The organism is Candidatus Steffania adelgidicola (assembly GCF_020541225.1).
Taxonomy (GTDB): Bacteria; Pseudomonadota; Gammaproteobacteria; order Enterobacterales; family Enterobacteriaceae; genus Steffania; species Steffania adelgidicola.
The window spans coordinates 347,138-364,268 of the sequence record NZ_CP045889.1; the positions used below are offsets into that span (position 1 = coordinate 347,138).

Sequence of the window (17,131 nt, forward strand, 5' to 3'; positions counted from 1 at the left end):
AGTTAATTTTGTATATGCAGCTATTCTAATTTAATCTAAATATTATTGATACTAATAACTCATAACAGAATTAAAGATAGAGATGTACTTTGAACTCTGCTTTTTAAGCAGAAGGATACGACTGGTGTTGAAGTAGAATACTTCATACAGCTATATGTATTTTTTACAATCACTTTAGCATCAGCTTTGTTTTTTGTATTACTGGTCAGTAAAATTTATGTTTTTACATAAATTTTGATATATAATTGTAAACATTTGTGTTTACTGAACTTATCGCATCTTGGTGAGTTAAAATTTAGTTGTGAATTCTTTGGTATTTACTATTAGCACACATGAATGGATATGTGTTTACTTGGTAAACATCGATTAAGAAGTATTTTATTGATTGCAATTTTAGAAATCTAGGAGAAACCATGATAAAGAACTTATACGTCTCTCAACTTATACTAGTATAAAGTTGCACTGCAAGATTTTATACATAAGTTGAGAAGGATGCTTTATATCATTCTAATGATGTAATAATTGAGTCAAGTGCAGTTAAATACTTGATGCGATAAATTTTGTATCTTATTATTATGTTGTGTATTCACTTGTCTTCTATGCCTATGTAAACAGCGAGCGAAAACTATTTAAAATTCAGAGAGAGGAAGGTGTTAGCTAACAAGCATTCTTTAATGATTAAAGGATGAAAAACATTTCTTAGGGAAACCCTAACGGGTAGTACCTGTTTTACCCATTGCATCTTCTATAAAGAATGTAGAAGATTACCATGATTATCAATCACCATCACATGTTCTATTTTAACGTACTTAGCATAGAGCCATTATTATGCTTAATGAGTGATAATAAATTCAGCTTTTTTTAAAATACAGCGTGAATTTTAAATGATGTTGTTCTCTCTATTATAACAAGAATATTATAATCCTCGGAAATTGAATATCTAGACACATTATCTATCTAATGGAATATTTCGAAATATTTCTAGATAAGCCGATAAGTTTTGTCTATGTGAGTGTTCTGTTGTAACCAGCGCATATATAGCGTAGTTACATCAGGGTCTGGCTCCATATGACTATATCACTGGTTTCGTATTCCTATTAAAACCATGGCATAATGGTGTTTTTTATCGATTATCGTTAACATAATCACGTTGTTTCTATTTGCGAATTGAATCTGATTGTTTATTTGGCTAATAATTAAATTATACAAATTTTTATTTCAGTATTATTGCACTCGAGAATCTTCACATTTACCAGGTGTATCATGTAATAGAGGTTATTAAGGCGGGATTTTATCCGATTAACATCGAGACTTAGTTCTCAGTATGGCTGTGATCATGAAACACTACCAGTGTTTTTCTATATTAATGAGGCGAGAATATCGCTCTAAAAATAGATGTATGGCTTAAATTATTGCTCTGCCATACAGCATTGGTGAGAGATCAAAATATTGTGCTACTGTCTGCCCAATATCAGCAAAGGTTGTACGATGGCCGTAAAAACCGGGATTTACTTTTGGACCGTATATCAATACTGGCACATTCTCACGAGTATGGTCGGTCCCTTGCCAGGTCGGATCACAGCCGTGATCGGCGGTTAGGATTAAAATATCATTTCCTTTTAGGAGCGATAGTAGTTCCGGCAAACGATAGTCGAATAATTCTAGCGCCGCCGCGTAACCAGTAACATCCCGTCGGTGTCCGTAGTTAGAATCAAAGTCAACAAAATTAGTGAAGACTATCGTATTATCGCTGGCTAATTTTATTTCTCGTATCGTCTCGTCAAATAAGTTATCAAGGCCGATAGCCTTCACTTTTTTGCTGATCCCTACCTGTGCATAAATATCAGCAATTTTTCCTATCGATACCACTCTGCCACCCTTTTCCATTACTAGCTTTTGTAATATGGTATCAGTAGGTGGTGGAACGGCTAAATCATATCGATTGCTAGTGCGTTCAAAATAACCGGATATTTCGCCAATAAAAGGTCTAGCAATGACGCGGGCGATATTGTAACCACTCTCAGTGAGCAGTTCTCTCGCTATCTGAGATATATGATATAGGCGCTGAAGTCCGAAAGTCTTTTCATGGCAGGCAATCTGAAATACCGAATCAGCTGAGGTATAAAAAATTGGTTTTCCCGTTCGAATATGTTCTTCCCCTAGCTGCTTAAGAATCACTGTCCCTGAAGCGTGACAATTACCGAGAAAACCAACTAAATCCGCACGGGCAATCAGATCAGTGAGCAGTTCTGAAGGAAAACTGTTTTTTTCTGCTGGAAAATATCCCCAGTCAAATAATACGGGTACGCCTGCTATCTCCCAGTGTCCCGACGAGGTATCTTTACCGGAAGAAATCGAGCTGGCATAGGCATAAGCACCAATAATCTCTGATTTTTTCTCTAGGGCTGCCGGGAAAAAACCTGTGGATTGTTCAGCAGCCTTAGCTAACCCAAGGCTCGTTAGATTAGGCAATTTTAATGGGCCGTTTCGACCCTGATTGGCTAGACCTTTTGCACAGCTTTCAGCAATATGACCTAGGGTATCTGCTCCGTAATCTCCAAATTTATTGGCATCCTTTGCTGCTCCGATACCAAATGAATCCAAGACGATGATAAATGCACGTTGCATTATTATTCTCCTACTTTCAGTGGGATCAAAACTTATCGATGCTGTCATGTATGCGCAGAAAGATACTTATCGCTTCTAAAATAAAAAGGTGAGGAATTAAGTATTTTCCCTCGTCATGCTGCGCTAAAATAGCGATAACCCTTGGAGTCCTATATTACTGAGCTGAGAGTATCGATGGATGGCCGATGGTATCGCATGACCTTATCACTTTAAAGTAAATGAGACTAAGTTAAGTTAAATTATAACTAATAATCTCTCTACTCACCGGAACTGGATGAGTAAGGCGCTATTCGTCCAACAGCAGGAGATTGTACTATAGGATAAACTCATCTAGGGAAAAGATGTATCAATATTTTCGGATATCCCAAGTGGCTTCATAAGAATGCCATTAATTATTAAAAATTTTCATGAATAAAGATTCAAATTAATTATATTAAATCATAACGTACAAATAAGATTGTAGAGTTAAATTTTGTATTAACTTTGACTTCTATACTCACGTGATCGCTAAGATTATTGGTAATACTGTGTTAACTATCTTTAAGCTTGATTATTCGTTTAACGTATTTATTTAATCAACACCTTAATGAGATGAATCCTTATTCCAAATAATACTTAATGATTATATTAGTATGATAAAAATTCTGTTTATAATGAAAATTATCACTTTTGAAATAGATCCTGAATGTCAGTATTGATTAATCACCTCAGTATTTTACTGTGTATAAAATAATAAAAATGTACGTCAAAGTAAAAAAGGTGGTCTTTGGAATCAAAACCGATCCATGGGAAATCTGTACTACATCCACTATCAACTCAGTAATTCAATAATTTTATCTATTTTTACCGAGATTAAGACGAGTGGTTATATATAACACTATTTATATAAGTTAATTAGAAAGCAATATATAGCGGTAGGAAATTGCGAGGCTCTATTAAAAGCCATCAAAAATAAGTCAGCACTGGAAAATATACATTTAACTCCTTGCATATGACAGTTAATATGATGAAGTTTGTAGAATTAACCTATAGCTGTATCAGAAAATAGAAATACATAGTTAATGATAGAATAGGTGTAAAATATTTAAAAATCACTATCTAATTTTATTCAATAGGTTAAGATTATCATGAAGCGGAATTTTCAATTCTGGAAATGAATGACTGTAATCTTTCATAAACTGTAAAGTTTATGAAAGATTAGTATACAGTTTAATTAAATTTACAATCCCATATTTTTGTGAAAAATATTTTAGAGCGAGACATGTATAAAACCGATGAAAATTATTGATATAATGTTGAATACTTTATTAATCAATGCATGATGATGAGAATAATTTTTGGTAATTAAAAAAAATTCGGATTTGAGTTTACAGAACCAAATAAAAAAAATTAAAACATATTTATTCTGCAATATCAGAAATGATACACGTATAAGATACGGGAAACTAACATAGTCATATGACTTAATTGAAAATATAACGTATAGTGAAACATTAAATTTAATTCTCTTCGATTTTAGGCTAGTTTTATTGATCTTTGTAATAAAAGTGCCGGATTAGTTAATCATCGGGCACCAGGAATATTGTCTGGTGTATTGCTTTGTTTTGCTCATATTCAGATGAGGAATATAGATTTTTGTTTCCATTTATCAAAAATATAGTATCTATTACATCATGGCTATATAGTATGAATATTTTTAAATGATTTCCCGTGCAATCACAGGGGTTTCTAGTGTTTTATAAAACGCTCTGTATCTCTTTTATTTAAAACTGGTTAGTGTGTCATGCCTTGAGTCGATATGGCTCAACATGAATCGCTTGGCATATTTTAATTCATACCTGTAATGTTTGATTTAAAGGGTCGCTGTTAATTCGCAAGTATTGTAATGGTTGCGAATAAAGACTAAAACTATAAGTTTTGGAGTAATAGTTGTGGGTCAGTTTGGCTTAGGGTCCTTATCCTGTGCGCGTTTTGTTGGCGAATATTGAATGTCAATGATAGTTTTCAACATTGTATTACTATTTGTAATGCCCTTAAAATTTTTATAAAAGTGATGTTGTTCTAGATAATATCTAATAAGAAAACAACATCGGTTTTGATTGTCTAGTGCAGCATGTTTTTGTATGATAGTAGAATATATATTCTACTATCATACAGGAATAAAAGAGAGATATTCGTTACGAGATAACGAACTCCATTCTTGGTGTAAAGGGTATGTGATTAACATTAAGTAAGACTATTAGCTAGATGAGTAGCGGATGTATGACCGGGTAGCCTAGCAGTTAGATAAGAAGAAAACGGTAATAATTAAGTATCCGGAAAACTCTTAGCTGAATAAGATATTAATCTTGAATAACCCCTATATCTGTGTTATGCCTCGCGCTAAGCATTGACCGACGCGGGTTACGTATCCGCTGAAAAGATGATCATACAGCAATACGTTTTTAGCGGGGAATAAATTGATAACGGTGGAACCGAGTTTAAATCGTCCCATTTCCTGGCCTTTCAAAATTATCACGGCCTCATCAGCATCAGCGTGCGGATACTGCCACCGTTTGATCTTCCCTCCTTGTGAGGAGGGAAGCGCTCCTCCCCAAACGGTCTCGATATTACCAATAATGGTCGCGCCAACTAGAATTTGCGCCATCGGGCCGAAATTAGTGTCAAATAGACAGATAACCCGTTTATTTCGAGTTAATAAATTGGGAATGCTAGCCGAACTTAGCGGATTCACCGAAAATAGTTTACCTGGCACATACATCATTTCTCGCAATACGCCGTTGCAGGGCATATGAATCCGGTGATAATCATGTGGTGCTAGATAAGTAGTGACAAAACTGCCATTTCGAAAAGAAGCGATCATAGACTCGTTGCCAGCAAGCAATGCCTCTAAACTATAGTAGTGCGCTTTCGCTTGGAATACCTGCTCTCCCTGAATGGAACCAAGCTGCAAAATAGTCCCGTCCGCCGGTAATACTAGCACATTAGGGTCGTTATGAATGGGCCGAGCATTATTGCGCAATGGTCGAATAAAAAATTCGTTAAAGGTGGAATAGGCGGAGATATTTGGCTGTTGTGCTTCCTTCATGTCAACTTTGTATATCCGTATAAATAGCGCGATTGCCCAGCGCGTAAGGCATCCTCCACGATGTTCAGCCCAGCTACCGGCTATCACAGTTAGCAAGCGTTTAGGGAGAAAGTATTGTGTTAGAGCTGTTTTTATCCTTATTAGCACGCCGATCTCTTTCCCATTTCATTTCATAGTGAAAACAGATGGTATTGTACCAGAAATAGGGATAAATATTAGCATTCAGGATATCAAAACGATTTACGAGTTTTAATCTGCGTTATGTTATTAAGAATACGATGATAGTTATCAAAACGTTCTTGAGGAATGACACCGCTTTTGACGAGGCTTCGGATTCTGCATCCTGGCTCGATGTTATGTCGGCAGTCACGAAATTTACAGGTGCCTAGATAATTCCTAAATTCAACGAAACCCGAAGCAATCTGTCTAGGTTCAAGATCCCATAAACCAAATTCACGTACCCCTGGGGAATCGATTAGATAACCACCATGATGAAAATGATATAAACGGGCAGTTGTAGTGGTATGCTGTCCTAGTCCTGAGTGTTCGGAAATGACGTTAACCAGAATTTTTTCTTGATCTGGCAGCCTCAACATATTGAGTAAACTTGATTTTCCAGCTCCAGATTGACCAGCGAAAATGCTTGTTCGTCCGGTTAGTGCCTCTTGAAAAGGCTTGATTCCCTCACCGGTTCGGCTAGATACTAATAATACTCGATATCCGATCCGAGGGTAGATAGCGATTTGTTTCTCCACTACCGCCCGGTATGCGGGTCCTAGCAAATCAATTTTATTCAGGACTATCAGTGGTTCTACCATGGTAGTTTCGCACGCTACGAGATAGCGATCAATAATATTTAAAGAGAACTCGGGGAAAAGAGCAGCAACGATGACGATTTGATCCATATTGGCTGCAATTGGTTTGATCCCGTTATATAAATTGGGGCGCGTTAGCACGGAACTACGCGGATAGACCGATTCGATGATACCATTAATTCCGGATAATTGTTGGTTATTAGTGCGCCAGACCACCTTATCGCCGGCCACTAGCGAGGTGAGTGTTCGACGAAGATTGCAACGATATATCTGGCCCGCGGCATTCTCGACGTCGGCATGCATGCCAAGCCGACTGACGACAACTCCATCTTGACTCTGTTGATACGAAAACGCATCTCGTGGAGTATTCTTGCGATCATATGGTTGAAGACGACGTTGATAAGTTACTTTTACCAGGCGTTCTTGACGTTTAGTCAGTTTATTTTTACTCACTAGTCTCACTTAGTACGGATATATCATCCGAAATAATAAAAAATAGCTATCATACAGAGTATCCTATTAAATAAATCGTAAAATCTCTCTCTTTGAGAAAATTATGCAGCTAAATGATAACAACCTAATTTGGATTGATTTGGAAATGACTGGTCTGGATCCTGAGCGCGATCGGATTATCGAAATTGCTACATTGGTCACTGATGCTAATCTGACTATTCTGGCGGAAGGCCCGGTGTTAGCCATACATCAATCAATCGCCCAGCTCGATCTCATGAATGAATGGAATGTGCGAACCCACACTGCTAGTGGGTTGCTTGACCGTGTTCGACATAGCCAACTAGATGAAGATGCAGCGGTAGAAAGGACGCTGTGTTTTTTATCTGAATGGGTACCTGCCGGCAAATCGCCGATTTGCGGTAATAGCATCGGTCAGGATCGCCGTTTTTTATTTCGTCATATGCCGGTGCTAGAAGCGTATTTTCATTACCGGTATCTAGATGTTAGTACATTAAAAGAATTAGCGCGCCGTTGGAAACCAGAAATCCTAAACGGATTAAAGAGGAAGAGCCATCATCAGGCGCTGGATGATATCCGGGAGTCGGTATCACAACTGATGTACTATCGTAAATATTTTATCCGGGTATAGCCAGCTTGGAGAGATGTTATTGAATTGTTGTAATGTTTTAGGCTAATTTCTCACTACCCCAATTAGCTATTTATTCAGAATGGCTTGCAGTTGATTAAATTTTCCGTATGATAAGTGTTTTATGACGCAATATGTTCGCGTTTTAATTTTAAGCGGGAATAGCTCAGTGGTAGAGCACAACCTTGCCAAGGTTGGGGTCGCGAGTTCAAATCTCGTTTCCCGCTCCATTTTTTGTGTTTTTATATTACTAACTGTAGTGAGCAAAAGTTTTGTTTTTTAGTACCGATAAAAAAATCTCAGGTCGTCTTTGTTTTTATCATTGTAAAAATATTGACCGCTATGTTAAAGACGTGTCTTCTTAGTGGTAACCTAGGGTTATAAACTATAAATTCTGTTTTAAGTTACTATATCAGTTAGAAAACCTCAGTTCAGCATGTTAACATATCCTAACTAAGGAACCTACTTAAGAAAAACATCATCATGATTTATTTTTATTCCTAAAGTGAGAATCAGCAATCTTGAACTATAATTATAGTCTTGTGTTTGCTTTAGCAGAGTGTTACATCCTCTCTCAACCAATTATTTCTTAAAATTAAAACATTAAGAAATAATTATAGGAATATGGCCTATTGTTTTTCACGCAATATTTATTGATTGCTTACTTTTTGCTTTAAGTAAGGTAGGTTTCTTTCGAATTTGATATTTTAGTAGTTATATATTCTGCAATAACCCAAAAGGTCGTATATATAAAATGGCTTTTTAATGCTACCAGAGTGAACTCTGGTATGAATTTTTCATAGAAAGTAATATGGGTTAATGTCTGAATATTAATTTCATGTTCATATAAAGTTTGCTGATAATCTCCAAGATATCGGTAGATTGTGATGTACAAACACTAAACTAATTTAGGAGAATGAACTTCTCATCATATCATATAATTTATAATTATATTGCTTAATTGCCCCCCCCTCTTAATTATACCCTTGGGTTTTGGATGCAGAAGATTATTAATTTGCTTGATATAATTTGTGGGGTTTATCCTTCCCTGTAGCGTCGTGGTATTGATATTGTAAATACAGTCCATTTATTTCTTAGTGTTTGACTGTTAGTGGTGAATAAATAGAAATTAAAAAAATCAATGTACAAGATGAAAACATTTCCGATTACATCGAAGATGTAATGTTTTTAGAGACAGATATGCGCCTATCGCTTTCTTTTCCTAAAGAATAATTCATCAATTTCTGCTTAGTGCCTTAATGTATGCAGTTTGATTGAGATATAGCAGGAGAGGTATATGTACGTGTGATTTTTAGAAAATCATTTAGATCGAAAGAAGTTCTTTTTAAGTAAATACAATCCAATTGCTTGATCAGGAGTTCAGTGTTTCTATTAAATAAATAAGAAATATAGTTTTAATCGCCAATATGATGATATTTCATATAAAGAGATCTTCCAACACTTATCTGAAAGATAATATAAGATTGTTAATCTAAAGAATACCCGCTTCCTATCTTAGGGGGAGGATGTTGCTTCGCGATAGAAATCCCTGAGTATGGATCTCATCACCCATACACAGGGTTGATCGATAAAAAATCATCTAATGATTCGAGCGCGACTATATAGCTAAGCAACGTGATTTTATTTATGTTTATATATAACACACAGTGTTTTTTATATACTAAATAGTTACTTTATTGGAATGAGAGTGCTATCGATAAAAGAAAAGGAAGGATGTATATCTGTAATATAGAAGAATACTTCTATACTTGCACTCTATATCTTATGACATGATGTTTACAGAGTCATAAACATACACTAGATTTGAGAGAAATAGAGATACACCTGACTTATGCAAGAATTTTAAAAACATTTATCTGCTATCGAAAAAAAAATCACTAAACGATCTTAATGTCTCCTATTATAAATTTATTTGTGATTTTAAAAAAAGAGATATAGAATCTAAAAAATTCTATGTTTTTTAAAAATTACAAATGTTTAGATTAATATATTAAATATTATCGATGTTTTTCTGGCGTCAGATTAGTCATGAATAAACTATTTATGACTTGTCTTATGTTTGGATATATTGATCTTGATCGTGTGATGTGTTCGTTATTCATTTAATTGGTGATCTCATTTTCCACAAGAAGCATCATCCTAAAGATGCTATCATTAACGCTGGGTATCTTTTCAATGAAAGACGTTTACGGAGTAAGATAATCGGAGTGTCTTGCATAGCGTTGATTAGGTACTGATCGATAATGGTGATAAATTGAACGATAGACTTTTCATCTCGGATGAAAGAGATTATGTTGGGTAAAATAAAATTAATTATTTATTGATAAGGACTTGTGTAAAGAGGACTGACGTCTCTCATCGTGTATGGTTATAGGTAAACACCGTGCATCCTTGGATGTCTGTCATAGGGATATAGACACTATATTTCCGATAAGGATCCGGGTAAGATAATATTCTCTAGAATTAAGCATTGTCTTAGTCGGTATTGGGGAAGAAAAATTCCATCGAGTTGTATTCAAGATTAATCTGGAATTAAATGTCCATCTTTAAAAAAGACATTATTTTTCCGAAGTAATGCGTTATTTATTTCTGATATTAAACTTTTTAAGTTACTCAATAATGTAAATGGGTTATATAACATACGAGTTATCATAAGAACCTTAGGATTGAATTTTGAGAGGTCGGTTAATGATTTTCACTAAATTAGTTCTTATACGTCATGGTGAAAGCCAGTGGAACAACGAAAATCGTTTTACAGGTTGGACCGATGTCGACTTGTCTGAGAAGGGGCGTATTGAAGCAAAAGAAGCGGGTAAAGTTTTAAAAAAGAAAGGTTATCGATTTGATTACGCGTATACATCTGTATTGAAGCGCGCCATTCATACCCTATGGGATATTCTGGATGAATTGGACCAAGCCTGGCTTCCCGTAGAAAAATCTTGGCGTTTAAACGAGCGCCACTACGGCGCTCTACAAGGACTTAACAAAGCTGAAACTGCAGAAAAATATGGTGAGGAGCAGGTGAAACAATGGCGCCGAAGTTTCGCGATTACGCCTCCGGGACTGTCTCGAGAGGATAAACGCTTTCCAAGTCACCATGCTTGCTATGCCAATCTCAGTCAGGAAGAACTTCCTAGCACAGAAAGTCTTGAATTGACAGTAAATCGTGTTATTCCTTATTGGAATAAGGAAATTTTACCACGCATGAAGCGTGGTGAGCGGATTCTTATCGCCGCTCATGGAAACTCTATTCGTGCCATGGGAAAATTTTTAGATAATCTAAGCGAAGAAGAAATTATAGAACTTAATATTCCGACAGGGATACCATTAGTGTATGAATTTAACAACCATATGAAGCCGGTTAAGCATTACTATCTTACAGAGGATAATGAGATGGCTGCCAAAGTTGCTGAGGTTGTTAATGATGGCGAAATAAAGTAAGCAATAGAGATTGAGGCAAGGTCTATATTACATTGCTTTAACCGGAAAGTATTTTATATGTTGTATGTTGTTTTGGGTTCGCAAAGATTCCTTATCTTTTTTGATTTTCGATTATAAATATGGATGCTATTGTTTTTTGACGCTAACGGACTTAACTAAAAGAGTTCTTTACTTAAAAGAAAATCTATCGTAAGGATTTTAGGCGCTATGACGTATAACGTAGTGATGCGGGGTTATAGTTATGAAGATGATAGTAAAATCTTTCCATTCGAACTAAGAAGATAATCTCTTTGTTGATATCAACATCTTTTTCTTTCTAGAATTTATTGTTTTTGCATGTAATGAAACCTGGTAAATATCCAGGGAAGTCACAACATCTAGCATTGATGTTAGATTTTCGAATATTTATTTCTTCTGAGTGTTGCGCAATTTCTATTCAAGAATAAATATTCGTGCAATGGTATTCCCATCATTCAATTGATAATTTTCAATTACCGTATACTTTTGTCTTTAGATATTTCATGGTGTTTTAGCGTATTTTATTTATTTTATGCTTGCATAAGATGGAGTGAAATCTATACAATAATGACTGTATTATTAAGAGAGAAAAGTGTTTTAGAGAATCTCCATATTTTTAAATATGGCGAGAAGATTTGCTATGGAACTTCTACTGAATGGATTTTTATTGCATGCCTACAGGATTATTATATGGTTGACTGGGTTCTGAAATGCAAAGTCAGAGTTGTTTAATTTTAAATCTACAATAGTCTGTTGTGGATCATTTATATGAAATATAAGGTAATGATTGGTATTGATTTTTAATCATGATATGATTATAAATCTTTATTTATATAAAACACTTGTCTTATCCATTAATAATATTCTAGTGTTCTTTATCTTAACAGGGGGAAGTGATTAAGTCTATTTGTATAAGAGTTATTGTTTTGTAATAATTCTTCAACCCCTGGTTTATAACCAGGTACTTACCGAAACCGAGATAATGCTCTATTGAAAATAAATGTTAATCTTGCGTAGGTATTTTGGTAACGGAAAAAATCTCCGTATCTTGATCGGATTAGAGAAGGCGATAATACTAAAAGAGTATTTCCGATAGTATTAAGATTTTTTGGTAAAAATACTGGGAATTGTCGCGGTGATATTGGCTGTTTTATGTGATTCGCTGTAGTAATAGCACATATCCATATTTTTCCATGGTGAAATTAATATTTCATTGTCTTTATTTCTTTAAAAGCACAAGGTACTCATCATCCAATACGACTAAATTATATGGTGAAGATCTACTGGCATAGGAATAAGACTTATGAAGTAAGGGAAGAGATGGCGATAATTATAACACCAATCTTATTTGGCATGATGTAATAAAAGAAATACAAAGAGATTTACCTTTACATCGAGTAGGGATATGTTGTTATATGTGGTTTAAATCGATCTTTTGATAAGATATACATGGATTATATTGTCATGTAATGACTCTTTATAATGTAGTACAGTGCTAAAGGTTAGCTACTCAGCTAAGTAGCTGAAGTAGTCACTATAATTTCTAGTGATACTGACGTATCTTTGTCTCCTTTGTGATTGGTATTGTGTTTAAAGATCATGGTAGACTATATTTATCACTAGGATTATAAGAACATTATCGACTCGTTTGCTAAAGAAGTCTCGGTGATTGACAATTCTTCCTGAAGCGATGCATCAAGGATAAGAATTGCATTATTCGTAACGATATAACCGGTGATTTTTATCTGAGCTGCAGATTGATGGTAATCAATCAAATTGAGGGAGAGCTTTAAAAATTCAAATCGCATATTGTATTTAATACTTACACTATCGTAAATAATCCCATTCGGAACTAATTGGTATCAGCGAGGATAATGGTAACCGATATCTTATTTAGACGTGAAATGAGCGAACAGGATAAGTCGCAGTTCTTCATTTTATGAATCTCCGGAAAAAGCGCGAGGCGGTATTATAGAGCTTTACTTACCATGTGTACTATTTTATCTACGATAAATAAGCGTGAGTTGTCATTAGTCGGTAAATGATTATTGATAGAAAATCTAGTTCAACTACCTTGCATATGTCTGGGATTGCCTCGGTTGTGATTCTGCGCATAGCGCAATCACATGTATTTCTTGGCTCCAACCGAGATTTTATAATATTTCAATGCTAATGGAAATAATGTCTGGTTTATCAATCTTGTGATGATTAATATCGATTGCTAATAATTGTTTTCTATGGGGTACGGGCTATGAAATTACGCTACTGGCAATCACTCATATTTTGATGTTGCGTAATTCGCTAGTGTATGAAAGAGTAACCTGGTGGCCTTCATTTGCTTTTTTCAAATAAGATTTTTTTGATGAATCAAAATATGATTAAAACTCTTAGTTTCAAACGCATAGAAATATTCTAAAAACATTTTCAAAACCAGTCAGATCTGGGCTGACAGCCACTGTCTATACCGGTTTATCTTATGGAAGAAGTGATTGCAAAACATTTAGAAATGACAGTATTTGAACATTTCCGCTGTAAAGAGTTTTTCTTGAGACTCCATGGTCTAGTATTGAAGGGATGAGGTCATTTGGAGGGCCTAGGCGCTGATAAGAATATCTATTATTGCCCTTTCTGATAAAGGCGCCCTAAATCTAATTTTAAATATAGCGCCATCCTGATACTATCAGGGATGATAGGTGCTTATTACGCTTTCTCTAGATAGTGTTGTTTTTTAGCATTGTAGGCTATTGGTTAGTAGCTATACTGTTTAGTGAAAATTTTCAGGCGATTAGACAATCGATGGAGTAGAGTGATTTTTATTCTCACTGCTAGTGGAACTAGTTAACTATATGTTACGGATAACACTGTTCCAGTTTATAAATAAACTGGCGGTTGAATACTGTTCAATTTGAACAGGAGATAGTATTATCAATACCAAATTTGATTTGGGTATGAAAAGTGAGGTTGTATATTTCTAGATGCTGGTTATGTTTTTCTTTCGTATGGCTGTTTATATTTTAAAGAACTCAATAAACGGTGATATAGCAGGTTATTTAAAAACTTACGTAGTTGTATCATGAATGTTGATTATGTCTATTATATATCTAAGTATACAATGAAAGCCAAAACTAGTTTTCATTTTGTTAAAATGGTAACAAATTTACTGAAGGTTGTTTTTCTGATAAATAGAAAAACATTGTTTTATATTAAAAAAAATAGCAGTTCAAGATTGCAGCACTTCTCCACAGAAGTGCTACGCTGATAGCGTATAATACTTAAATTAAGTCAAGTAGTGTCCAATACTATATAAGTATTGCATTATGCAGTTATTTATGTGCTGTAGTATACCTACTTGACTTTCTCTATAATAACAGTATAACTAAATCGTAAATCTAATTTGTAGTCTTACATTAAGATATACATGTTGTTTTTTAACACATAAATTAAATCTAATAGATTATCAGTGTTTAATGGATTTTCATGATCTTCTGCTACCTTATTATTCCAACAAAATTATGTTGACTAAGAGGAAAAAATAAACATAATAATCTCATTTATGCTAAAGTTGAATAAGGTAAAGTTAAATTCAGGAACAAAAATAATATTTTATATAAGAGTGAAAGATTTTATTCGTACTTTACAAGAAATCATATATACCCGGTCGGGTCATGTAATTATTACAAGCGTTAATAAGACACTATGCATCTCTAAATTCAGATTTTATCTGTGATTCTATCATTATCCCGCCTTCGGTGGGAGTAATATGGAGTTAAGAGGAGCAGAAAATATTCTTTGTTTTTATTTATAAAAATATTAAGATTTAATCTTTCCAATATTGATTTCTATTTAAAAGGGTGTTATCTGTTAAAGAAATCAGTATGTTTTATTTTGTTCGCCCTCCAGTAGTGCTCTATATTAGTTCTCTTTAATTCTTGTGTTATATTTTTGAAAATTTTATTTAAAAGGAGTGAATATGGTATTGGTGACTCGTCGAGCCCCGGATTTTACGGCTTCTGCTGTACTCAGTAACGGTAAAATTATTCATGATTTTAATTTTCAATCTTATATTCAGGGTAAACCTGCGATCGTTTTCTTTTGGCCGATGGACTTTACTTTCGTTTGTCCGTCTGAATTAATCGCTTTCGATAAGCGTCATGCAGAGTTTCAGAAACGCGGTGTAGAAATTATTGGTGTATCTTGTGACTCTGAGTTTGTACACAACGCCTGGCGGCAGGTGCCGATTGATAAAGGGGGTGTCGGTTTGGTCCACTATCCGATGGTGGCTGATATAAAACGCGAAATTATGAAGGCCTACGGTGTTGAACATTCTGAATTAGGTATTGCGCTACGTGGTTCGTTTCTGATCGACAAAGAAGGGATTGTTCGTCATCAGGTCGTTAATGACCTGCCGCTAGGGCGCAATATTGAAGAAATGGTGAGAATGGTTGACGCTTTACAGTTCCATGAAAAACATGGCGAAGTCTGTCCAGCACAGTGGAAAAAAGGGGAGGAAGGGATGACTCCTTCACCTGAAGGAGTTGTGAGATATCTATCTCGTAACATAACTCGTTTATAATCGGATACCTTAATTTAGAATAAGTATGCATCTTATAATAATCGTTTCGGACAGCAATGCTGAACGGATTTTTACGCTACTTATCAGTATGAATGCTTAGCGATAGCGTGTATAAGAATTTTGCTAATAACATGGCAGTAAGCGTATCATGTCTAGCAATATTGCTAATAAAATTTGTTTTTATCTTGATCGCTCATTACTTTAGCTCAGAAGATATGCATCTGTTGTATAACGTGAAAAAAAATTACCCGCAACAAGTTCGTTATTTCTCTAAAATTTAACGTTAACGTTTGCTTTTTCTTGAAAACTATGTTTTACATTTAAAGTAATTTTATTATCCATGTATAAAAATAAGGTTATTGATCTATATTGGCTATATCTGGGAGAAAGTAGAAAAACAAAAAAAGGCATGTGTTAAGAGAGAGATGTAATTCTTGGTTTGAAAATTTTGATTGGAATTTAGTGAATTCGTTATGTATCCATATATATGGATATATGGATATATGGCATTTTTTTATTTTTTTATAGCTGGCGCTGGAAAGCGCCAGTGGTGAGATGGGGTGATTATTTCCGGCAGCGGGATATCCCATTCTTCAACTGGTAGTGGATTGACTAACTGCTGGCAGTCATGTGCTAACCCAATTGGATAAAAACTCGCTTGTGTTTTCCAGTTCTTTAGGGCTTGATCATAAAAGCCGCCACCCATGCCAAGACGTTGCCCTTGGGTATCGAATGCCACCAGTGGTGTGAATATAATATTAAGATTCACTATCGGTAATGACGTTGTGATATCCATTTGGGGTTCACGGATTCTTAGACGGTTTAGTACTAACGGTGTAGTATTCTTATAGTGCATAAATATCAAAGATTTCTCGGAAAATGGGTGAAGTGCTGGGAGATAAACCTGCTTGCCGGATTCCCATAAGGCAGTAATCAGAGGACTAGTATCTATCTCACCGTCGAATGAAAGGAATACGGCAATGGTACTGGCAGAGTGGATGCGTGCGTCATGCATAATACGTTTCATTAGACGATAAGCGGCATTAGATTGTTCTCTTTGAGATAACGCGCGCCGCTGTTGCCTAATATGATTACGTAGTGATTGTCGTAGCAGTGATTTTTCGATTGATGAAGTCATAGAGCATCAAGAAATACTGGTAAGGATGAGATCTGTAAGATCTCAGTAATAAACTGCCCCCTGGTATTGTGCTTTATGGCAATACGATATGCAGACCTAAATAATTTTTAGAGAACCAAATTATACATCTATCGGTTAAGAACCGCAATAGTTTTAAAGTGAGTGTTTTAAGATTTATAATTATTCATGCTTTTTTATTATGTCCATGTCATGTAGTAAATATAAATAGTGCATAACTAGTGCAATGAGTGTTCTAAATCTTGATAAGATAATATGCTGCTTGATGTAGCTATGTTGACTTTTTACTAAA

Annotated in this window: 7 protein-coding genes and 1 tRNA gene; 4 read left to right on the top strand and 4 right to left on the bottom strand. The window is 35.0% G+C overall.

Annotated features, from left to right (window positions below; all coding sequences use genetic code 11):
• Positions 1 to 1,404: 1,404 nt before the first annotated feature.
• From GFK82_RS00895 to rsgA, 3 genes are all read right to left on the bottom strand, one after another.
• Entirely contained in the window at positions 1,405 to 2,628 is a 1,224-nt protein-coding gene (locus GFK82_RS00895; RefSeq protein ID WP_226811056.1) for a phosphopentomutase, read from the bottom strand.
• 2,359 nt (positions 2,629 to 4,987) lie between these two features.
• Entirely contained in the window at positions 4,988 to 5,863 is an 876-nt protein-coding gene (gene asd, locus GFK82_RS00900) for an archaetidylserine decarboxylase (protein WP_226811057.1), read from the bottom strand.
• An 83-nt stretch (positions 5,864 to 5,946) separates the two neighbouring features.
• Positions 5,947 to 6,984 (bottom strand): small ribosomal subunit biogenesis GTPase RsgA, encoded by a 1,038-nt coding sequence (gene rsgA, locus GFK82_RS00905; protein WP_226811058.1) that lies wholly within the window; start codon positions 6,982 to 6,984, stop codon positions 5,947 to 5,949.
• 103 nt (positions 6,985 to 7,087) lie between these two features.
• Between rsgA and orn the strand changes: the two genes are divergently transcribed.
• The 4 genes from orn (at position 7,088) to GFK82_RS00925 (ending at position 15,683) form a co-directional block, all read left to right on the top strand.
• The gene (gene orn / locus GFK82_RS00910; RefSeq protein WP_226811059.1) at positions 7,088 to 7,633 is read left to right on the top strand and encodes an oligoribonuclease; all 546 of its coding nucleotides are present in this window, start codon (positions 7,088 to 7,090) and stop codon (positions 7,631 to 7,633) included.
• Between the two features lie 152 nt (positions 7,634 to 7,785).
• Positions 7,786 to 7,860 (top strand) — tRNA-Gly (locus GFK82_RS00915).
• 2,479 nt (positions 7,861 to 10,339) lie between these two features.
• The gene (gene gpmA, locus GFK82_RS00920) at positions 10,340 to 11,092 is read left to right on the top strand and encodes a 2,3-diphosphoglycerate-dependent phosphoglycerate mutase (protein ID WP_226811060.1); all 753 of its coding nucleotides are present in this window, start codon (positions 10,340 to 10,342) and stop codon (positions 11,090 to 11,092) included.
• A gap of 3,988 nt (positions 11,093 to 15,080) precedes the next feature.
• Positions 15,081 to 15,683 (top strand): peroxiredoxin C, encoded by a 603-nt coding sequence (locus GFK82_RS00925; protein ID WP_226811061.1) that lies wholly within the window; start codon positions 15,081 to 15,083, stop codon positions 15,681 to 15,683.
• 514 nt (positions 15,684 to 16,197) lie between these two features.
• Here the strand turns inward: GFK82_RS00925 and GFK82_RS00930 are convergent.
• The gene (locus tag GFK82_RS00930; RefSeq protein WP_226811062.1) at positions 16,198 to 16,821 is read right to left on the bottom strand and encodes a 5-formyltetrahydrofolate cyclo-ligase; all 624 of its coding nucleotides are present in this window, start codon (positions 16,819 to 16,821) and stop codon (positions 16,198 to 16,200) included.
• Positions 16,822 to 17,131: the final 310 nt, after the last annotated feature.